Genomic DNA, 20,052 nt, shown 5'->3' with positions numbered 1-20,052 from the left:
ATAGGTGGCGGTGCTCACTCACGTGCCGGGCGGCCACCGGGTCGGAGGCCCGCAGGCCGTCCGGCCGGCGACCCGCTCACTCCTCCAGGAAGCCGGCCAGTGCCTTCGTCAGCTCCGCGGTGGCGTCCTCCTGGACCAGGTGTCCGGCGCCGTCGAGCAGCCGCAGCCGGGCACCGGGGATCGCCGCGGCCAGCCGGTGCGCGCGGTCGACGGGGATCCAGGCGTCGTCGGTGCCCCAGCAGACGAGGACGGGCAGTGTCAGCTCGCCGTACCGCTGCTCGATCTCGTCGGTCCAGCGCTGGTCGTTCTGAGCGATCTGCCGGTAGAAGGCGCTCCGCCCCGCCGGGTCCAGCCACGGCTCGGCCAGCTGCGCCACGACGTCCCCCGGCAGGCCGGGACCGCCGACGGAGGAGATGTACTCCCGTACCAGCGCCGCGTGCAGTGCGGGCGGGAGCTGGGCGAACACCTCGGAGTGCCCGCCCAGCAGCCGGTAGGTCGGCGATCCCCAGGGAGCCAGGGCCACGACGTCCACCAGCGCCAGCCGGGAGTAGCGCGCACCGTGCAGCAGGTGCGCCCGCAGGGCGACGGCGCCGCCGAAGTCGTGCGCCACCACGGCGGGCTGCTCCAGGCCCCAGTGGTCCAGCAGTTCGGCGAACAGCTCACCCTGGGCGCGCAGCGACACCTCCTGCCCCTCGTACTTCGCCGAAGCGCCGTATCCGGGCATGTCCCACACATGGACGCGGTGGCGCCCGGCGAGGCTCCGGGCGACGTTCCGCCAGGTGTAGGAGGACCAGGGGGTCCCGTGCAGCAGTACGACGGGCGGCAGTGCGGGGTCGCCCGAAGCGGCCCAGCGTACGGTCCCGAGCGCACTCTCGTAGGTGCGGTCCAGCGTCCAGGTGTCGTTCATGTGCACCACTCTGCGGGTGGCGGAGCTGCCGGACCACTGGCTGGAGTGACGAGAAACGCAAGGATCCGGCCGGTTGGAGCCGGCCCCGCGCTCACCGCTGCGGCAGTACGGCGCGCCGTGCCGCCGCCGCGGTCAGCGCGGCGGCTCCCGCCAGCAGTGCGACCGTCAGAAGCGCGGCCTGCAGCGAGAATCGCTCTGCCAGGAGCCCGATCGCCACCGGGCCCAGCAGGATTCCGCCGTACCCGAGCGTGGAGGCCGCCGCCACCCCGCCGGGCCCCGCCAGGTCACCTGCCCGTCCGATGGCGATGGGGAAGACGTTGGCCAGGCCGAGGCCGGTGAGCACGAAGCCGGCGAGAGCCGCCCACACCGACGGCGCGAGCGCACCCAGCAGCATGCCGCAGCAGCCCAGTGCCCCGCCCCGGATCAGTACGGCGCCGGGGCCCAGGCGCTCGACGAGCGTCGTGCCCAAGAGCCGCCCCACCGTCATGGCTCCGGCGAAGACGGAGTAGCCGGCGGCGGCGAGGGCCGGGCCGGCGCCCAGGTCGTCCGTCAGGTGCAGCGCACTCCAGTCGGCCAGCGCTCCCTCGCCGTACGCGGTGCACAGCGCGATCACCCCCAGGACGGCGACCGCCCGGCGGGCGCGGCGGGGCGGATCCGCGGCGGATGCGGACGCGGGGTCCGCGTCCGTCCGCGGAATGCGGTGTCCGGGCGCGGGGCCGGTGCGGCGGGAGGGTGCCGGGCGCCGGGCGGCGGGCAGCGGAAAGCGCAGCAGCGGGCGGGTGGCGAGTGCGGCCAGGGCCAGCCCCGTCGCGGCGAGCAGCAGCAGGTGCCGGGTGGGGCTCAACGCGCCCGCCAGCAGGCCGCCCAGGCCCGCACCGAGCATGCCGCCGAGGCTGAAGGCGGCATGGAAGCCCGGCATCGCGGGACGGTCGAGCGCGGCCACCAGGTCGACCGCGGTGCTGTTGAGTGCGACGTTCATTCCGCCGTACGCGGCGCCGAAGACCAGCAGTACCAGGCCGAGGGCGAGTGGTGAGCGGGCGAGCGGCGGAAGTGCCACGCTGAGGGACAGCAGGAATCCGCAGCCGAGCAGGACGGGTTGGTTGCCGAAGCGGGAGCACAGCCGTCCGGTCGCCATCATGGTCACCACGGCGCCCGCCGAGAGGCCGAGCAGCGCCAGGCCGAGCGCGCTGTCCGAGGCGCCCGTCCGGGCCTTGACGGCGGGAATCCGGACGACCCATCCGGCGAAGAGGAAACCATCGAGAGCGAAGAAGGCGGTCAGGGCGTGGCGGAAGCGGCGCAGGTCCGGACGGTGGGGAGCGGCGGGGGGCCGGCCGCCGCGCTCCTTCGCACCGGCGAGCGCCGACCGTATTTTGTTTAGTGTCGGCACAAAGAGAGAATAGGCCCGTGACCCGGACACGTACAACAAGGTTGGAAAGAGGGCGTTCGGCCCTCGGGCCCGCGCTGGAGCTGGTCCACACCGGGCAGGCGCCCACCCGCGCCGTGCTCACGGCCGAACTGGGGGTGACCCGCGCGACAGCGGGCGCCGTCGCCGCCGAACTGGAGGCCCTCGGGCTCATCACCGTCGACGCCCACCCCACCGCACCCGTGGGCAGCCAGGGCCGGCCCTCGCACCGGCTCGCCGTCGACCCCGCGGGGCCCGTCGCGCTCGCCGCGCAGATCCACGCGGACGGCTACCGCGCGGCGTTGGTCGGCCTCGGCGGGCGTATCGTCGCCACGGCGCCCGGCTGCGGCACCGTGGACGCCGACCCCGCGCAGATCATCAGCGAAGTCGTGGCCGCGGGAGCCGAGTTGCTGCGCTCCAGCGGACGGCGCTGCGTGGGCGCGGGACTCGCCGTACCCTCCGCCGTGGCCGAACCCGACGGCACCGCACTCAACCCGCTGCACCTCGCCTGGGAGGCCGGCGCCCCGGTGCGCGACACGTTCCGCGCCTGCCTCGCCCGGGCCCAGGTCACCGGCGCGGACGGCGCCACCGTCACCGGCTTCGCCGCCAACGACCTGAACGTCGCGGCGCTGGCCGAGCACCGGCACGGCGCCGGCCGCGGAGCCCGCCACCTGCTCGTCGTCGGCACCGGGCACCACGGTGTGGGCGGTGCGCTCGTGCTCGACGGACGGCTGCACACCGGAAGTTCGGGCCTGGCCCTGGAGGTCGGCCATCTGACGGTGGACCCGGAGGGCCGCCCCTGCCACTGCGGCAGCCGCGGCTGCCTGGACGTGGAGACCGACCCCGCGGCACTCCTCGCCGCCGCCGCGCGTCCGGCCAGCCCCGGGACCTCCCTGCTCACCCAGGCCGCCGAACTGCTCCGCACGGAGTACGGCGCCGACCCCGCGGTCCGGGAGGCGGCCGGCCGGCTCATCGACCGGCTCGGGCTCGGACTCGCCGGACTCGTCAACATCCTCAACCCCGACCGCATCGTGCTCGCCGGACTGCACCGCGCCCTGGTCGAGGCCGACGGCGAACGGCTGCGCGGTGTCGTCGCGGACCGCAGCCTGTGGGGACGCAGCGGCAGCGTCCCCGTCCTGCCCAGCCGACTGGCGCACAACTCCCTCGTCGGAGCCGCCGAGTCGGCCTGGCAGCCGGTGCTCGACGACCCGCTCGCGGTGCTGGGAGGGTGATCTCATGCGCATCCGAGCGGGTACCGCCCGCGAACTCGGCAGGCTCCAGGAGATCGAACGGGCCGCGGGCCGGTGCTTCCGCGGCATCGGCATGCCGGAAATAGCCGACGACGAGCCGCCCACCCGGCAGTGCCTGCGCGAGTTCGCGGAAGCGGGCGGGCTGTGGGTCGCCACCGATCGGGACGGCAGCCGGCCGGTCGCCTACGCGCTCACCGAACCGGTCGACGGCTGCCTGCACATCGAGCAGCTCTCCGTCCACCCGGACCGCGCCCGCCGCGGCATCGGGCGCGCCCTCCTCGACCACCTGGCGGCCCGGGCGGCGGCCGAGCGGACACCCGCACTCACCCTCACCACCTTCACCGAGGTCCCCTGGAACGCGCCCTACTACGCGCGCCTGGGCTTCCGCACCCTCGCCACCCACGAACTCGGCCCCGGACTCCGGGAGATCCGGGCCCGGGAGGCCGCCGCCGGGCTGGACCGCCGGCCCCGGGTGTGCATGCGCCGCGAGGCCGCCGCCCCGACGCACGCGGACCCTCTCCCGCCGGAGTAGCCCCCGGGCCGCCGCCCTCGTCCGAGCCGGTTGTCCGCATCCGTTCCGCGTCCGCCGCGAGAGCAGCCCCGGCACCCCCGCGGTACTCCCCGCGAGGTACCCGTACCGCCGCCGGCTGTACGACGCCCCGAGCCCCTCCCCGCGCGCAGTCTCGGTAGCGCAAGGCACCACAGACCGCTACCGAGGAGCTGACGACCATGCAGACCCTGGCCCACTGGCACGGCGCGGGGGGACCGGGCCCCTGGATCCTGTTCTTCCCGCTCATCTGGGCCGCCCTCGTCGCGGCCGGCATCCTCCTGCTGCGCCGCACGGTCCTCCGGGGCCGCCGCGCGCCCTGGCAGCAGCGGCAGCACGCCGCACCCGGCACCGAGAACCCGCTGGACCTGCTGGACCGGCGCTTCGCACAGGGCGAGATCGACGAGGACGAGTACTGGCGGCGCACCTCCGTGCTGGCCGAGAGCACCCGCGAGCGGCAGGCGGAGCGCGCGGGCGGCACGCGGTGACCCGCACCGCCGCCCGGGTCACCGCCGCCGTGAAGGTCCACGGCAGCGGTGACACGCGGGTCCGCGCACTCGACGGGGTCACACTCGGCTTCGAGGCGGGCCGCTTCACCGCCATCATGGGACCCTCCGGTTCCGGCAAGTCCACCCTGATGCACTGCGCCGCCGGGCTGGACACGCTCACCTCCGGGAAGGCGCTGATCGGCGACACCGAACTGGGTGCGCTGGGCGACCGGAAGCTGACCCTGCTGCGCCGCGAGCGCGTCGGTTTCGTCTTCCAGGCCTTCAACCTGCTGCCGACGCTCACCGTCGCCGAGAACATCACCCTCCCGCAGGACCTGGCCGGTGCCCGTCCCGACCCGGAGTGGATCGCGACCCTCACCGGGATCGTCGGGCTCGGCGACCGGCTGCACCACCGGCCCGGTGAACTCTCCGGCGGACAGCAGCAGCGCGTCGCCGTCGCCCGGGCGCTGGCGGGCCGACCCGAGGTGGTCTTCGCCGACGAGCCCACCGGGAACCTCGACTCCCGCTCCGGCCGGCAGGTGCTGGGCCTGCTCGGCCGCGCCGTGCACGAGATGGGTCGCACCGTCGTCATGGTCACCCATGACCCGGTGGCCGCCGCCTGCGCCGACGAGGTCGTCTTCCTCGCCGACGGGCGGCTCGCGGGGCGGATGTCGACCGGCGACTATGTCGTCAGCCGCCGCGCGTGGGCACCGCACCGCACCCAGGACGCCGACCGGCTGCTGTCGGTCGTCTTCGAGGACGGCGTCTCGACGCAAGCGGGCCGGGCGGCCGTCCAGCGGGTCGCCGACCGGTACGGCGAACCGGAGGTGCAGACTCGCGAGGAGTACGCGCAGTCCGCGGCCGCCGGGATCGACATGATGCTCACCCTCGTCTACGCGCTGCTGGGACTGGCCGTGTTCATCGTCCTGCTGGGCATCGCCAACACTCTCACCCTCGCCGTGCACGAACGCACCAGGGAGCTTGGGCTGCTCCGCTCGGTCGGGCAGACCCGCGGCCAACTGCGGGCCATGGTGCGGTGGGAGGCGGTGCTGGTCGCTGCTTTCGGGACGGTGGGCGGCCTCGCCCTCGGCAGCTTCCTGGGCTGGGCGCTGGTGCGTGCCACCGACAGCCGGGGGCTGAGCGCCCTGAGCCTGCCGCCCCTCCCTCTGGCGGTGGTCGCCCTTGTCGGGGTCGCCGCCGGTCTCCTGGGCGGATGGCGCCCCGCCCGCCGGGCGGCACGCCTGGACGTGCTGCGCGCCATCGGCGCCGAATAGCCGCCCAACCCCGACCGGGAGACCGCACCGGCCGCCGGTTCCGCCTCCTCAGCCCGCTGCCGCCGGCTCCACCTCGGCAGGCGGCGGCACCGGGGCCGGACCGGCGGCCGGCGGCTCCGGAGCGGCGGCGTCCCGGGCGGCACGGCCCGCACGGCCCCGGACTCGCGCGGCCGGCTCCGGAGCCGGGACCGGCAGCGAGAACCACACGGTCTTTCCCGCGCCGTCGGGCCGGGCCCGCACTCCCCAGCTCTCGCTGAGCGACGCCACCAGGGCGAGGCCGCGACCGCTGGTGGGCAGCGGCTCGTCGGACGCCGTGCCCCGGACCCGTGGCAGCCGGGGGTCGTGGTCGTGCACCGAGACCGTCAGCCGGTCCCCGACCAGGGACAGTTCCACGGTGCAGTGCTTGTCGGCCGGAGCCGGACCGGCGCCGTGGCCGCCCCCGGGAGCGGCGTGCCGGTGGACGTTGGCCAGCAACTCCGTCAGCAGAAGGGCCGCCACGTCCAGGACGGCGTCCAGCCGCCAGTACCGCAGCTGCGCGGAGACGATTCGTCGGACCTGCCCTATGCGCGGGGGCAGCGCCTGGAACTCGACGGCGCAGTGCCGCGCCGCGGCCGGGGTACGGGTGCTGCTCGGTGGACTGATCACGGCTGTGACTCCCTCATGAGGGGCCGCCGACGGCGGGGACGGATCACATGTGACGTGCGCTACAGAGCCAGGATGGGAGCCGACGGGCCGAGGTGCAAACGCACTGCGACGATCCGGTCACGGAACGGGGGCCTCGACCGTGCTCACCTGCCCAGCACACCGCGCTCCGCCGCGGCCTTCGCCCGCGCCGTCCGCAGGGCGGACAGCAGACCCTCCCGGTGCTCGGGGCCCAGGCGCAGCAGATAGCTTCTGCCGCGCAGCGTCGCCGGCACCTGGTCGAGCAGCCCGTAGCCGCTGATCCGCACCTCCTCGACCGGGGCGCTGTCGATCTCGCTGCCGTAGCTGGTCAGCAGCACCAGCTCCCCGTCCCGCACCAGCACGTGGCCGGCCCGGGTGAGGGAGCGGAGCATCCGGCTGATCCCCACCCCAGTCGCGTCGAACTCCGGCTCCGCCACTGCACACCGCCTCCCACCGGCTCCCACCGGTTCTGCCCAGCAGAGGTACCGGGTTACCCCCGGGCGGTGCGCGTACACCCCCGGAGAGCCCGAACCCTTGCCGGGAGCATGCCCATGTCCGCCGCCGTCTACCGACTCCCCTCTATGATCGGCCTGTGAGCACCATCGACCCCGCCCCTCCTGCCCCCGGCCTCCCCACCCAGGACGTGGACCGCAGCGACCCCGACCGCCGCGGCTGGCTGAAGGAGGCGGTACGCAAGGTGCGGGCCGAGAGCGGCCGCAGCGCCGACACCCACCTGCTCGCCTTCCCGCTGCCCGAGGAGTGGGGCGTCGACCTGTACCTCAAGGACGAGTCGACCCACCCCACCGGCAGCCTCAAGCACCGCTTGGCCCGCTCACTGTTCCTGCACGCGCTGTGCAACGGCTGGATCCGGCAGGGGCGGCCCGTCATCGAGGCGTCCAGCGGCTCCACGGCGGTGAGCGAGGCGTACTTCGCCAAGCTGATCGGCGTCCCGTTCATCGCGGTGATGCCGCGCACGACGAGCCGCGAGAAGACCCGGCTGATCGAGTTCCACGGCGGCACCTGCCACCTGGTGGACGATCCGCGTACCGTCTACGAGGTCTCGGCACGGCTCGCGGCGGAGAGCGGTGGACACTTCATGGACCAGTTCACCTACGCCGAACGAGCCACCGACTGGCGGGGCAACAACAACATCGCCGAGTCCGTCTACCAGCAGCTCGCCGGGGAGCGGTACCCGGAACCGGCGTGGATCGTCGCCACCGCCGGAACCGGGGGCACCTCGGCGACCTTCGCCCGCTACATCCGCTACATGCAGTACGACACCCGGGTCTGCGTCCCCGACCCGGAGAACTCCTGCTTCTTCGACGGCTGGACGCGCGGCGACCCGGAAGCCACCAGCGACTGCGGCTCCCGGATCGAGGGCATCGGGCGGCCCCGGATGGAGCCCAGCTTCGTGCCGGCCGCCGTCGACCGGATGATGAAGGTCCCGGACGCCGCCAGCGTGGCCGCCGTACGGGAGTTGGACCGGGTGCTGGGCCGCAAGGCCGGTGGGTCCACCGGCACCGGGCTGTGGAGCAGCCTGCGGATCGTCGCCCGGATGCTGTCCGCCGGCGAACAGGGCAGCGTCGTCACCCTGCTGTGCGACCCGGGGGAGCGATACCTGGACAAGTACTACGCCGACTCCTGGCTGGCCCGGCAGGGCCTGGACATCGCTCCCTACACGCGCACCCTGGAGCGGTTCCTGGCCTCGGGGGAGTGGGCGGAGCCGCACTAGCCCGTCCCGCTGTCCGCCCCGCGGCGCGGCGGGCCGGGCCGCGGGCCCGGCTCAGAGCGCGCCCGCGAAGCCTTCGCCGTCCTGCTCCCCGGCCACCACCAGCTCCGGCAGCCGCTCCTGGATCTCCTCCCGTGCCGCTGCCGGCAGCCCGTCGTCCGTCACCAGCGCGTCCACCTGGTCCAGCGAGGCGAACGAACTCAGCCCCACAGTGCCCCACTTGGTGTGGTCCGCGACCACGATGACGCGGCGGGCCGAGCCCACGAACTGCCGGTTGGTCTCCGCCTCCGCCAGATTCGGGGTGGAGAGCCCGGCCTCCACCGATATGCCGTGCACCCCGAGGAAGAGCGCGTCGAAGTGGAGCGAGCGGATCGCCGCGTCCGCCACCGAACCCACCAGCGAGTCCGAGGGCGTCCGCACTCCGCCCGTCAGCACCACCGTCGCCGCGCCCGGACGGCTCCCCGCGGTCCCCGCTCCGGCACCGCTCCGCTGCGCCGTGTGGAAGACGTCCGCGACCCGCACCGAGTTGGTCACCACCGTCAGGTTCGGCACCTCCAGCAGGTGCCGTGCCAGCGCGAACGTCGTCGTACCGCCCGAGAGCGCGATCGCGGTCCCCGGCTGGGCCATGGTGGCCGCCGCCCGCGCGATGTCCTCCTTCGCGCTCAGCTCCAGCGAGGACTTCGCCTCGAACCCCGGCTCGTGGGTGCTGGCCTCGGCGACCGGCACGGCTCCGCCGTGCACCTTCTCCAGGGCGCCCTGCCGGGCCAGTGCGTCCAAGTCGCGCCGCACCGTCATGTCCGAGACCGACAGCTTCCTGGTCAGCTCGTTGACCCGGGCGCCGCCCCGGCGCCGCACCTCCTCCAGGATCAGCGCGCGCCGCTGTTCGGCGAGGAGGTTCTGGTTGTCGCTCACTGCCGCTGTCTCCGTTCCTTTCGCGACCGGGTGTCGGGGCTGTGGGGGAGGCCGCCGGTCGGCCCATCCTCCCACGTGCGCCACAGTCGCGCCGCTGTCTCGATCGAGCCCCGCCCACCCCGGTTTCACCCGTGGGGGGCTGGCACAGCCCGGGTGGGGCAGCGATGCTGGCACCGGGCCTTAGCCGACACGAAGCTGACACACCGTTCGGGGGAACCGGGGGACCGGGGGGAAGCACAGTGCCGACAGACCACGCACCCAGCGGCGCACCCGGCGACGCGCCGGGCCTCGCGCTGGAACTGCTCGTACACGGAGTGGGCGGGACGACCCCCGCCGAGATGCTCGGCGACCCGCGTACCGAGCGCGTCACCGGGGACGGCACGGCGGCGATCCACCGGCGCACGGACGACGCCGACGCCGAGCAGCGCCCCGCGGACTACTCGGGCAGAGCGGTACCGGAGGCGTATTGCTGGTCGAACCTGACCTCCGGCAACGGCGCCCGCGCCCTGTGGCTGATCCTGCTGCCGTTCATGGTGGCCAACCTGGCCCACTGGACCCGGCCCGCCTCCCGGGGCCGCGCCCGCACCGTACGGCTGCACGGCCTGCTGGTGCGGCTGCTGGCGCTCTCACTGACGGTGCTGCTGGTCGCCGCGTCCTGCGAGGTCGCGCTCGACCTGGTCGCCTGGCAGTGCGCCGGGACCGCCCGCTGTGCCGGGGAACGCTCCTGGCTGGCTTTCCTGGCGCCGCCCGGGGAACCCGCGGCTTCCGGGAGTTGGTGGAGCCAGCCGGGCCGCCGGCTCGCGCTGGCCGCCGTGCTGCCCGCTGCTGTGACCGCGCTGCTGTGGTGGCTCTCGCACCGCACGTGGAGCGCCTACGAATCCCAGCCGCCGCTGGAGCGCACCGTCCCCGAGTACGCCCCCGCGGCGGAGGGGCGGCCACCGCTGTCGCTGCCCGGCTTCTGGTACGGCAAGCGTCTCGTCGCCCGGCTGCGTGCCGCGCACACCGCCGCCGGGTTCCTGACCGTCGCCGCCGCGCTCATCGCCGCCACCGCCCGGCACGACCGGGCACCCGGCGCCAGCACCGCGCTGGAGCTGTCCGGACGACTGCTGACGGGGCTGGTGCTGGCGGGAGCCGCCTGGGTGCTGTTCGTCGTCTGCGGCCGGGGCCGCAAGGAGACCGAACCGGACGACGGCGCCGATACGCTCGCCGTGCGCGGACTGCCTCCGGTCTCCCTCGCCGTCCTGCTGTCGGCCGTCGTGCACACCGGCTGGAGCCGTCCGGAGTGGACCTCCGGCGGCACCCTCCCCGGCGACGAGACGTTCAGCGTTCTCGCGGTGCTCCAGGGCACGCTCGTGGTCGCGCTCGGCGTGCTGGGCCTGCGGCTGCACCGCCGCACGCGGGTCCCCCGCACGGCGCTGCGCGGGACGGCCTCCGGATGCGTGGCGATGCTCGCCTGCTCGCTGGGCGGCGTGCTCTCCGGCGGGGTCTGCCAGCGGGTCGGGGACTGGCTCGACGGCCCCGGCGCGTCCGGCGGCAGCGGCGGCCGCATCGCCGGCCCGCCGGCCATCCTCACCTGGCAGGCGTCCATCATCCCCGTCCTGCTGGCCCTGGTGCTGCTGCTGGCGGGCTGGTCCGCCGCGCATGTGTGGCGCGACACCCGGCGGCTCACCGACGACGTGGCGGCCGGGTACCCCGCGTCGCTGCCCGACCGGTCCCGCTCCCGCCGGATCGCCGCCACGATCGCCCGCGCCGGTCTCACCGACCGGGCACCCCGGCTGGTGGCCGCCGTCGCTGCCGGCACACTCGTCATGGGCGCTGCGGCCGTGCTCGGCACGCTGCTGACGGGCCAGGTTCCCGGGCGGGCGACCGACGGAGCCCCGGGCGTCGTGGCGGGGTCCGCCGACGCGGTGCAGGCCCTCGGCTCCTGGCTGGTCGGGTTCGCCTTCGTGCTGCTGCTCGCCTGGGGCCGCCGCGCCTACCGGGACGCTTCGGCCCGCCGCACCATCGGCATCCTGTGGGATGTGGGTACGTTCTGGCCGCGCTGCGCCCACCCGTTCGCGCCGCCCTGCTACGCCGAACGCGCCGTGCCCGACCTGGCCTGGCGGATGGCGATGTGGACCGACCGGCGGCCCGAGCGACGACTGGTGATCTCCGGCCACTCGCAGGGCAGCGTCCTGGCGGCAGCGGCGGTCTGGCAGCTGGATCCCGGCACCCGCCGCCAGGTCGCGCTCCTCACCTACGGCTCACCCCTGGAACGGCTCTACGGGCGCTGGTTCCCCGCCTACTTCGGGCCGCACCGGCTGGCCGCGCTCCACGGTGACCTGGAGTGCTGGCGCAACCTGTGGCGGCTGACCGACCCGATCGGCGGTCCGGTGCGGCCCGAGCGCGCCGGTGCTCCCGAGCCCGGACCGCCCGAGGAGTGCCGCGGCGTCGACCGCGGCCCGCTGCTGGATCCCGTCGCCTACGGCCGTACCCGCGAGCTGCCGCTGCCCGAACCGATCCTGGCGCACGGGGACTACCAGGCGGACCCGGCCTTCGCCGAGGAGCGGGCCGGGCTGCTGGCCCGTCTCGCGGACCGCGCCCGGCGGGCTGTCGCAGCCGGCGCGCCCCCGTGCCCGCCGCGGGACGCGGGGCGGCGGCCCGGTCGGCAGCCGGACCGGCGAGGGCCCGGCACGGGGGCCCCGCCCGCCGCTCAGACCGGGCGGGGCAGGTCCGAGGGGTAGAGCAGGGTGAGGTCCTCGGTGCTCGGATCGGGGAGCTGCGCGACCCGGCCCGCGTGCCGCTCGACCATCGCCTCGAAAGTCTGCCGCGCGGTGCGTCCGTTGCCGAACGAGGGGCCCTTGGGGAGCCGCCCGAAGTACTCCAGCAACGCCTGCCGCGTGCCGCCGCCCAAGTGGTATTCGTGCTCCTCGGCCTGCTGCTCGACGATGCTCAGCAGTTCCTCGGGTGCGTAGTCGCCGAAGGTGATCGTGCGGGAGAAGCGCGAGGCCACACCGGGGTTGGCGGCCAGAAAGTGCTCCATCTCGGTGGTGTAGCCCGCCACGATGACCACCACGTCGTCCCGGTGGTCCTCCATCAGCTTCACCAGGGTGTCGATGGCCTCGCGGCCGAAGTCGCGGCCCGAGTCCTGCGGGGCGAGCGCGTACGCCTCGTCGATGAACAGCACGCCGCCCTTGGCCTTCTCGAATGCCTCCTGGGTGCGCAGTGCGGTGGACCCGATGTGCTCGCCGACCAGGTCCACGCGGGAGACCTCCACCAGATGCCCGCGGCGCAGCACCCCCAGGGAGTGCAGGATCTCGCCGTAGAGGCGGGCCACCGTGGTTTTGCCGGTGCCGGGCGATCCGGTGAAGACCAGGTGCCGTCGTGCGGACGCCGCCTTCAGGCCGGCGCGCTGCCGTCTGCGGCCGACCTCGATCATGTCGGTGAGCGCCCGGACCTCGCGCTTGACCGCGTCCAGGCCGACCAGGCCGTCGAGTTCGCCCAGTACTTCCTTGGCGGGGCGCGGTGCCTCCCCGCCCGCGTCCTCGTCGGCCGTGCCGTCGCCGGCTGCTGCGTCCCCCGGTGCCGTTGCCGGTGACGGGCTCTCCGCACGCTGCCGGGGCACCGCGGCCCGCGCGGTCAGCAGCCCCGCCGGTCCGTCGGTGGGGGGAGTGGCGGAGACGGACGCCGAGGAGGGTGCGGGCGCCGCCGCGGTGACCGCGGCGGCGCTCTCGTCGCTGCTGCAGTCCTCGACGGTCGGGCCCTCCTCGGCGAACTCGTAGCCGCCGCGCGTACACCGCTCGGTGCGGCAGCGGCGCAGCGTGGTGCGGCAGCCGTCGATCACGTGGAAGCCGTAGCCGCGCGAGCCGGACACCCGGCAGTTGTGGAACGTCCCGCGTCCCTCGGCGGACACGTAGAACCCCGCCTCGCCGGAACCGCTGACCGTGCAGCGCTCGATCGTGGGATCGGCGCCCTTGGTGACGATCACGCCGGTCGCCGCCTGGTCGATGGTGCAGCCGTTGAGCACTCCACCGCTGCCGTGGTCGCGGAACCAGGCGCCGGTGGCGGCCTTGCTGATGCGGCAGTCGTCCAGTTGCACCACCGCGCCGTCGCTCACCGAGACGGCGGTGCCGCGCACCTGGGAGAGGTCGCTGTCCAGGACGTCGGCGCGGGAGCCCCGGTCCAGGACGAAGAGCGCGTCGGGCACCGAATGCACCCGGCAGGTGTCCAGTACCGCGGTGGCACCGTCGCTGACCCACACCGCCGGGTAGTCGCCGGTGCTCTCGTGTATCTCGCAGCCGTTGGCGTCCGCGCGGGTTCCCGGGTCCCACACCGACAGGCCGTTGCGGCCGAACCGGCGCACCGTGGAGCGGGTCAGGGTCAGCACGGAGCGGGACCGCAGGTCGACCGCGTTCTCCGGGATGTCGTGGATGTCGCAGTCGGCGAGGGTGAGCACGGCGTCGGTGTCCAGGGTGACCCCGTCGGTCGAGGTGCGGTGTACCCGGCAGTCGGTGAAGTGCCCGCTGGCGCGCCCGGCGACGCGCAGGCCGCTGCCCTTGATCTCGTACACCTCGCAGCCCAGCGCCTCCAGCGTGCTGCCCTCGCCCTGCAGTGCGATGCCCGCGCCCGAGGCGAGGTGCACCCTGCAGTGCGCGAGCCGGGGGCGGGCGCCGTCCCGCACCAGGACGCCGGACTGGCCCGCGGCCACCACCTCGCACTCCTCGAAGACGCCTCCGGCGCCTCCGGTGATGCTGAAGCCGATCCCGGCCGGGTTGTCCACGGTGCAGCGCCGTACCGTGGGCCGGGCCCCGCCGCGTACCTCGATCCCCGAGGCCGAGCGGGTCATCACCCGCAGCCCGGTCAGCTCCGGTGCCGCGTCCTCCACGAGCACGGCGGGCACAGCCGAGTCCTGGCCCTCGATCTGCAGGTCCTGGACCAGCGCGGCGGACCGCACGGTGAGCGCCACCCCGTCCGCGGGGGCGATCCGGACCGGTCCGGAGCCGCCGCGTTCGGGGCCCCGCAGGGTCACCATGCGGTCGATGACCAGGTTCTCCCGGTAGGTGCCGGGCGCCACGGTGAGGACGTCGCCGTCGCCCGCCACCTCCAGCGCGGCGGACAACGACGCGTATTCGCCCGTGCGCCGCCGCCACCGCGACGTGCCGCTGTGCGTCACCTGGACCGAGCCCTGTGCCATGGAGTGCTGTGCCCCAACCTCGTGCGTGCGGAGATGCGTTGCGCCGGTCGCGCGGAGCGCTGCGTGCGCTGTCCGGGCCGGCCGCACCACCGTAGCGTGCGCTGGTGCTCTGCGGTGACGGTCCGACCGAGCGACCGGCGCGGACACCCGTTCGGAACGGACATCCCGGAAGGGGCGGCTGTCAGGTGCTGGTTCCGGTGCGGCCCCAGTCGGGACCGATGCGCACCCACTCCTCGTCCCAGCGCGCGTAGCGGCGCCGCAGCAGCAACCGTACGGTCACCCGCCTGGCGACCTCCAGCCCTCCGGCGGTGAGCGCGCCGATGGCCAGCCCGGCCAGCAGCGAGTAGGAGCGGGCCCTGCGCGCGCTCATCGGACGGGAGGTCAGACGCCCGTGCGCGTCCGTCCACACCGGGAAGCGGGCGCCGGGCTCCACGCGGTGGCGGAGGACGACGACGCCGGTGTGCGGGGCGCCGTCCGGCCCCTCCCACCGCGCCGTGATCCGATGGCGGTTCTGCGCCCCGGCGCCGGTCTCGGTCTCGGAGTCCAGCGGCGGAAGGACCGTCACGTGCTGGACCGTCGCCGGGATCCGCGACCGCTGGTGCTGCTGCTCGTGTGCCGTGCGCAGCAGTGCCGCGTGGGCCCTCTCGGCGGCAGCCCACCCCGCCAATGGTGCGGCGAGAGCGATCAGCAGCACGGCGCACAGGGTCAGCCACGCCTCCCGGCGGTCGGTGCGCCGGCACAGCGGGTTCCTCCGCCAGCGCCACAGACCGGCGACAGTGCGCACCGCTGCACCCCCTCTCGCCGTTCGTCCACCGGGCGCGGTGCCCGCACGAGAGGAGGCGTCGAGCCCCGGGCCGTACAGCTCACCGACTGCCGTACGACCGGCTGCCGGTTCTTCGGGTCCGTCGGTCCCCTCTCCGTCCTCGGGCTTGCTCGCGGCTGTCCCCTCGTGATCCGCAGAGTTTACTGAGTGCCGTTCCGGTGCCGGACACCGGGCGCGGTTCGGACTTGTGTACGCCCGCATCTTCCGCACATCTGCTCGGGCCGGAGGGCGGGAAGGGGCGCGGGGCGGCGAGGGTGTCACACGCGGTGAGATCACCGGGTGAGTCGTGACGCTCGGTAGGAAAAATTGGTGATCTTACCCGTGAATCGCGCGGGCATTCGGGGCGTGCCCATCTCTTTCGGGCGATTGCCGCTTCCCGTGCGGCCCACTTAACTTCGTTGCGCATCAAGCCATATGACTGCGCATCACAAAGATTGGCGGTGTCGGATGACGACTGCGGCGGAGCGGAATTCCGGAAACGGGAGTGCGGACCAGGCGCAGCAGAGTCTCGCCACGGAAGCGGCACGGAATCTCGCGACCACCACGAAGACGCCCCCGCAGATGCAGGGGATCACCTCCAGGTGGCTGCTGCGGGCCCTGCCGTGGGTGCAGGTGACGGGCGGCACCTTCCGGGTGAACCGGCGGCTGACCCACACCCTGGGCGACGGCCGGGTGGAGTTCGTCTCCACCGGCGCCGAGGTCCGGGTCATCCCGTTGGAGCTCACCGAGCTCCCGCTGCTGCGCGGCTACGACGACCACGCGGTGCTCGAAGCCCTCGCCGACCGGTGCGAGCAGCGTGACTTCCGTCCCGGCGAGGTGATCGTGGAGGAGGGCCGGCCCGCCGACCGGCTGGTGCTGATCGCGCACGGCAAACTGCGCGAGTCGGTCCGGGGCCGGTACGACGAGGACGTCACCCAGGGCGTGCTCGCGGACGGCGACTTCGTCGGCGACCATCTGCTGGCCGGCGAGACGGGCACCTGGGACCGCACCCTGACCGCGCTCACCAGCGGCACCGTCCTGACTCTGGAGCGCAGCGCCTTCGACACCGTACTGGCCGGTGCCGACTCGCTCCGCTCCCACCTGGCATCCGCCGACGCCCTCCGCCCCTCCCGGCGCACCGAGAACGGCGAGTCCGCGATCGAGCTGGCGTCCGGGCACGTGGGGGAGGCGCCGCTGCCGGGCACCTTCGTCGACTACGAGCTGAGCCCGCGCGAATACGAACTGGAAGTCGCCCAGACTGTGCTGCGCGTCCACACCAGGGTCGCCGACCTGTACAACCACCCCATGAACCAGCTCGAGGAGCAGCTCCGGCTCACCATCGAGGCGCTGCGCGAGCGCCAGGAGCACGAACTGGTCAACAACCGCGAGATCGGCCTGCTGCACAACGCCGGGACGCGGCAGCGCGTCCACACCCGCTCGGGCCCGCCCACCCCCGACGACCTGGACGAGCTGCTGGCCACCGTGTGGAAGGACCCCAGCGTCATCCTGGCCCACCCCAAGGCGATCGCCGCGATCGGCCGGGAGTGCAGCAGGCGCGGGCTCTACCCGCAGTCCGTCGACCACGGGGGGCAGTCGGTGCCCGCCTGGCGCGGCGTGCCCCTCCTGCCCTGCAACAAGATTCCGGTCACCCCACAGGGCAGCACCTCCGTCCTGGCGATGCGCACCGGCGAGAAGGCCCAGGGAGTGATCGGACTCCACCAGACCGGAATTCCCGACGAGTACAGCCCCGGCCTCTCGGTCCGCTTCATGGGGATCAACGAAAAGGCCGTCATGTCCTATCTGGTGAGCGCCTACTACTCCGCCGCCGTCCTGGTGCCCGACGCGCTCGGAATCCTCGAGGACGTCGAGATCGGCCACTGACCCGTGTCCGGGGCATCGGTCCCCGGCCCGCAGAGCCGCCCTCGGCGGTGACCGGCAGAGCGTCATCAGAAAAGCAGGCAGTCGGAAAGACCAGGAAACCGGGCATACATGACCACTCATCCTGAAGAACAGCGGCAGGACCGCGCCGCCAGCCTCTCCACGGCGGCCGCACGCAAGCTCACCACCACGACCAAGACACCGCCCCAGATGCAGGGGATCTCCCCGCGCTGGCTGCTGCGCATCCTGCCCTGGACGGAGACCACCGGCGGCACCTTCCGCGTCAACCGGCGGCTCACCCACACCCTGGGCGACGGCCGGATCGAGTTCGTCTCCACCGGCGCCGAAGTCGAAGTCATCCCCGCCGAACTGCGGGAGATCCCGCTGCTGCGCGGCCTGGCGGACGAAGCAGCCCTGCGTGCCCTGGCCGACGGCTTCGTCCAGCGCGAGTACGAGCCCGGCGACGCACTGGCCGTCCGCGGCGAACCCGCAGACGAACTGCTGCTGATCGCGCACGGCCGGGTCGTCAAGGAGGCCGCGGGCCAGTACGACGACGAGATCGAACTCGGTGTCATCGCCGACGGCGACCACGCCGGCGACCAGATCCTCACCCCGGACCCCGGCAACTGGCAGCAGACCCTGCGCGCCACCACGCGCTGCACCGTGCTGGCGCTGCCCCGAGAGACGTTCCGGCAGACCGCCGACGCCTCCCCGCCGCTGCGCCACCACCTCGACACCGTCCTCGCCCGCACCCTGCCCGCGCAGAACCGGCGCGGCGAGGCCGACATCGCCCTGGCCTCCGGCCACCTCGGCGAGGTTCCGCTGCCGGGCACGTTCGTCGACTACGAGCTGAACCCGCGCCAGTACGAGCTGGCCGTCGCCCAGACGGTGCTCAGGGTCCACAGCCGGGTCGCCGACCTCTACAACGACCCGATGAACCAGGTGCAGGAGCAGTTGCGGCTCACCGTCCAGGCGCTGCGCGAGCGCCAGGAGCACGAGTTGGTCAACAGCCGCGAGTTCGGACTGCTGCACAACGCCGACCTGACCCAGCGCATCCGCTCCCGCACCGGCGCCCCCACGCCGGAGGATCTGGACGAGCTGATCTCACGCCGCCGCAAGACCCGGTATCTGCTGGCGCATCCACGCGCCATCGCCGCTGTCGGCCGGGAGTGCAGCAGCCGCGGCATCTACCCCGAGCGGGTCCAGGTCGAGGGCACCACGGCACACGCCTGGCGGGGGATCCCCCTGCTGCCCTGCGACAAGATCCCGATCCGGCCGGACGGCACCACCTCGGTGCTGGCCATGCGCACCGGGGCGGAGGACCAGGGCGTCATCGGGCTGCACCAGACCGGGCTCCCGGACGAGATCGAACCCTCCTTGAACGTGCGCTTCATGGGCATCGACGAGCGCGCGTTGGTCTCCTACCTGGTGAGCGCCTACTTCTCGGCCGCCGTCCTGGTGCCCGACGCGCTCGGCATCCTGGAGGACATCGAGGTCTGACCGTACCGGGAGGCGCGGGCCGCCGGCCGGATCAGCCGGCCGGCGGCCCCGCCGGACGGAGTGCGCCGCAGCCGTTGTCTGCGGCCCCGACCCGCTGCACGATGACGGGGTGCGCAATCCATGGCTGGCACTCGAGGCCGGTGCCGACGCGGCCCAGCGGGCCGGGCAGTTGCGCCGGGCCCACGAACGCTTCCTGACCGGCGGCACCGTCGCCGCGCCCGTCCGCGACGTGGTGGCCGCCTCCTGGCGCCGCTGTGCCGGGGCGCGGCTGGCTCCCGAGAGCATGGCGGGTGTCGAGATGGACGACGCCGGACTGGCCCGGCGCCGGGAGGCCCATCCGCTGGCCCGCGCCATGCCGCTCTTCCGTGAGCTGCTGGGCACCATCGCCGAGGACGGGGCCCATCTGCTCTCCGTCTGCGACGAGCAGGGCACGATGCTCTGGGTGGAGGGCCACCGGCAGGTGCTGCGCCGCGCCGAGCGGATGAACTTCGTCCCCGGTGCCCGGTGGTCCGAGCGCGCCGGCGGCACCAACGCGCCCGGCACCGCCCTCGCGGTCGACCACGCCGTCCAGATCTTCGGCGCCGAGCACTACTGCCGCCCGGTGCAGTCCTGGACCTGTGCCGCCGCGCCGGTGCACGATCCGCGCACCGGGCGGGTCATCGGGGCCGTCGATCTGACCGGCGGCGACCACCTCGCGTCACCGCACAGCCTCGCCCTGGTCCAGGCCACGGCCCGCGCGGCCGAAGGGTGCCTGGCAGGTCCGGAAGCGGCTCCCCGTGCGAGCGGCCCCCTGCTGCCGCCGGACGTCTGCTCACTCACCGTCCTCGGCCGGGACGAGGCGCTGCTGCACACCCCCAAGACCCGCGCCTGCGGCCGGCCGCTGCGACTGGGGCGGCGGCACAGCGAGATCGTGCTGCTGCTGGCCGCGCATCCCGACGGGCTGACGGGCGAGGAACTGGCCCGCGAACTGTACGGGGAGCGGGACGTGCATCCGGTCACGCTGCGCGCCGAACTCTCCCGGCTGCGGCACCTGCTGGGCCCGCTGCTGGACTCGCGCCCCTACCGGCTCCGGGAACGCCCGCACACCGACTACGACGCGGTCGTCGACGCGCTCGCCGCTGACGACCCCGGTGCGGCCCTGGACGCCTGCAGCGGCCCGCTGCTGCCGGGCTCGTCGGCGCCCGGAGTGCTGCGGCTGCGCAGGCTGCTGGAACAGCGGCTGCGCCGCCGGCTGCTCACCCGTCCCGAACCGCGGCTGCTGGAGCGCTGGCTGTGCACCGCGGCCGGGGAGGAGGACCTGGAGATGTGGGAGGCCCTGCACACCGCACGTCCCACGCCGGGCACCGCGGCACGGGTGCGGGAGCTGCGGGCCGTCTACGGGCTGCGGCCGCCCGGTCCCACGCCGGGCGGCGCCGGGAGCAGGCACGCAACGTATCCGCAACGTCGCCGCGGCTAGCCTCCCCGCAACGTCCGTCCACCGCCGGGCGGGCCGAGGACGCCTGCGTACACGCCAGGACGCCGTGTGCG

At 74.2% G+C, this 20,052-nt stretch carries 16 protein-coding genes and 1 pseudogene; 10 read left to right on the top strand and 7 right to left on the bottom strand.

Annotation, left to right across the window (positions count from 1 at the left end; genetic code table 11):
* Positions 1-76: 76 nt before the first annotated feature.
* Positions 77-907, bottom strand: a complete 831-nt coding sequence (locus P2424_RS01835; protein ID WP_276474054.1) for an alpha/beta fold hydrolase — start codon at positions 905-907, stop codon at positions 77-79.
* Between the two features lie 91 nt (positions 908-998).
* Complete coding sequence (locus tag P2424_RS01830) at positions 999-2,294, bottom strand: MFS transporter (RefSeq protein WP_276474053.1); 1,296 nt, start codon at positions 2,292-2,294, stop codon at positions 999-1,001.
* Positions 2,295-2,311: 17 nt separating this feature from the next.
* Between P2424_RS01830 and P2424_RS01825 the strand changes: the two genes are divergently transcribed.
* The 5 genes and pseudogenes from P2424_RS01825 to P2424_RS01805 all read left to right on the top strand — a co-directional run bounded on the left by P2424_RS01825 (position 2,312) and on the right by P2424_RS01805 (position 5,868).
* A complete protein-coding gene (locus P2424_RS01825) occupies positions 2,312-3,541 on the top strand; it encodes an ROK family protein (RefSeq protein WP_276474052.1) in 1,230 nt (409 codons plus the stop codon).
* 4 nt (positions 3,542-3,545) lie between these two features.
* Positions 3,546-4,091: a GNAT family N-acetyltransferase gene (locus P2424_RS01820; RefSeq protein ID WP_276474051.1), complete on the top strand. Its 546-nt coding sequence runs from the start codon at positions 3,546-3,548 to the stop codon at positions 4,089-4,091.
* A gap of 197 nt (positions 4,092-4,288) precedes the next feature.
* Entirely contained in the window at positions 4,289-4,594 is a 306-nt protein-coding gene (locus tag P2424_RS01815; RefSeq protein WP_276474050.1) for an SHOCT domain-containing protein, read from the top strand.
* A pseudogene (locus P2424_RS01810) lies at positions 4,591-5,292 on the top strand (ABC transporter ATP-binding protein); the annotation flags it as partial. The gene P2424_RS01815 and the pseudogene P2424_RS01810, both read left to right, overlap by 4 nt.
* 177 nt (positions 5,293-5,469) lie before the next feature.
* A complete protein-coding gene (locus P2424_RS01805; RefSeq protein WP_346660123.1) occupies positions 5,470-5,868 on the top strand; it encodes an FtsX-like permease family protein in 399 nt (132 codons plus the stop codon).
* A 48-nt stretch (positions 5,869-5,916) separates the two neighbouring features.
* Here P2424_RS01805 and P2424_RS01800 read toward each other — a convergent pair whose 3' ends face one another.
* Both P2424_RS01800 and P2424_RS01795 read right to left on the bottom strand, forming a co-directional pair.
* Positions 5,917-6,513: an ATP-binding protein gene (locus tag P2424_RS01800; RefSeq protein WP_276474049.1), complete on the bottom strand. Its 597-nt coding sequence runs from the start codon at positions 6,511-6,513 to the stop codon at positions 5,917-5,919.
* Positions 6,514-6,656: 143 nt separating this feature from the next.
* Positions 6,657-6,968 carry a hypothetical protein gene (locus P2424_RS01795; protein ID WP_276474048.1) on the bottom strand — a complete coding sequence of 104 codons (312 nt, stop codon included), beginning with the start codon at positions 6,966-6,968 and terminating at the stop codon, positions 6,657-6,659.
* Positions 6,969-7,123: 155 nt separating this feature from the next.
* On the opposite strand from P2424_RS01795, the gene P2424_RS01790 reads away from it, so the two are divergent.
* Complete coding sequence (locus tag P2424_RS01790) at positions 7,124-8,263, top strand: PLP-dependent cysteine synthase family protein (RefSeq protein WP_276474047.1); 1,140 nt, start codon at positions 7,124-7,126, stop codon at positions 8,261-8,263.
* A gap of 51 nt (positions 8,264-8,314) precedes the next feature.
* On the opposite strand, the gene P2424_RS01785 is transcribed toward P2424_RS01790, so the two are convergent.
* The gene (locus P2424_RS01785; protein ID WP_276474046.1) at positions 8,315-9,172 is read right to left on the bottom strand and encodes a DeoR/GlpR family DNA-binding transcription regulator; all 858 of its coding nucleotides are present in this window, start codon (positions 9,170-9,172) and stop codon (positions 8,315-8,317) included.
* A 338-nt stretch (positions 9,173-9,510) separates the two neighbouring features.
* Here P2424_RS01785 and P2424_RS01780 point away from each other — a divergent pair, with 338 nt between their 5' ends.
* Positions 9,511-11,895 (top strand): hypothetical protein, encoded by a 2,385-nt coding sequence (locus P2424_RS01780; protein WP_276478780.1) that lies wholly within the window; start codon positions 9,511-9,513, stop codon positions 11,893-11,895.
* Here P2424_RS01780 and P2424_RS01775 read toward each other — a convergent pair.
* Both P2424_RS01775 and P2424_RS01770 read right to left on the bottom strand, forming a co-directional pair.
* Positions 11,865-14,345, bottom strand: coding sequence for a right-handed parallel beta-helix repeat-containing protein (locus P2424_RS01775; protein ID WP_276474045.1), 2,481 nt, complete (start codon positions 14,343-14,345; stop codon positions 11,865-11,867). The two genes, P2424_RS01780 and P2424_RS01775, sit on opposite strands and share 31 nt — an antisense overlap.
* Before the next feature lie 181 nt (positions 14,346-14,526).
* A complete protein-coding gene (locus P2424_RS01770) occupies positions 14,527-15,129 on the bottom strand; it encodes a hypothetical protein (RefSeq protein WP_276474044.1) in 603 nt (200 codons plus the stop codon).
* Positions 15,130-15,615: 486 nt separating this feature from the next.
* Here P2424_RS01770 and P2424_RS01765 point away from each other — a divergent pair, with 486 nt between their 5' ends.
* The 3 genes from P2424_RS01765 to P2424_RS01755 all read left to right on the top strand — a co-directional run bounded on the left by P2424_RS01765 (position 15,616) and on the right by P2424_RS01755 (position 19,981).
* Complete coding sequence (locus P2424_RS01765; RefSeq protein ID WP_276474043.1) at positions 15,616-17,028, top strand: family 2B encapsulin nanocompartment shell protein; 1,413 nt, start codon at positions 15,616-15,618, stop codon at positions 17,026-17,028.
* 108 nt (positions 17,029-17,136) lie between these two features.
* Entirely contained in the window at positions 17,137-18,525 is a 1,389-nt protein-coding gene (locus P2424_RS01760) for a family 2B encapsulin nanocompartment shell protein (protein WP_276474042.1), read from the top strand.
* 109 nt (positions 18,526-18,634) lie between these two features.
* On the top strand, positions 18,635-19,981 hold the full coding sequence (locus P2424_RS01755) for a helix-turn-helix domain-containing protein (protein WP_276474041.1): 1,347 nt from the start codon (positions 18,635-18,637) through the stop codon (positions 19,979-19,981).
* Positions 19,982-20,052 lie beyond the last annotated feature (71 nt).

The organism is Streptomyces sp. WMMB303, assembly GCF_029351045.1.
Taxonomy (GTDB): Bacteria; Actinomycetota; Actinomycetes; order Streptomycetales; family Streptomycetaceae; genus Streptomyces.
The sequence above is the reverse complement of the archived record's forward strand: the minus strand, read 5'-3'. Positions and strand labels throughout refer to the sequence as shown.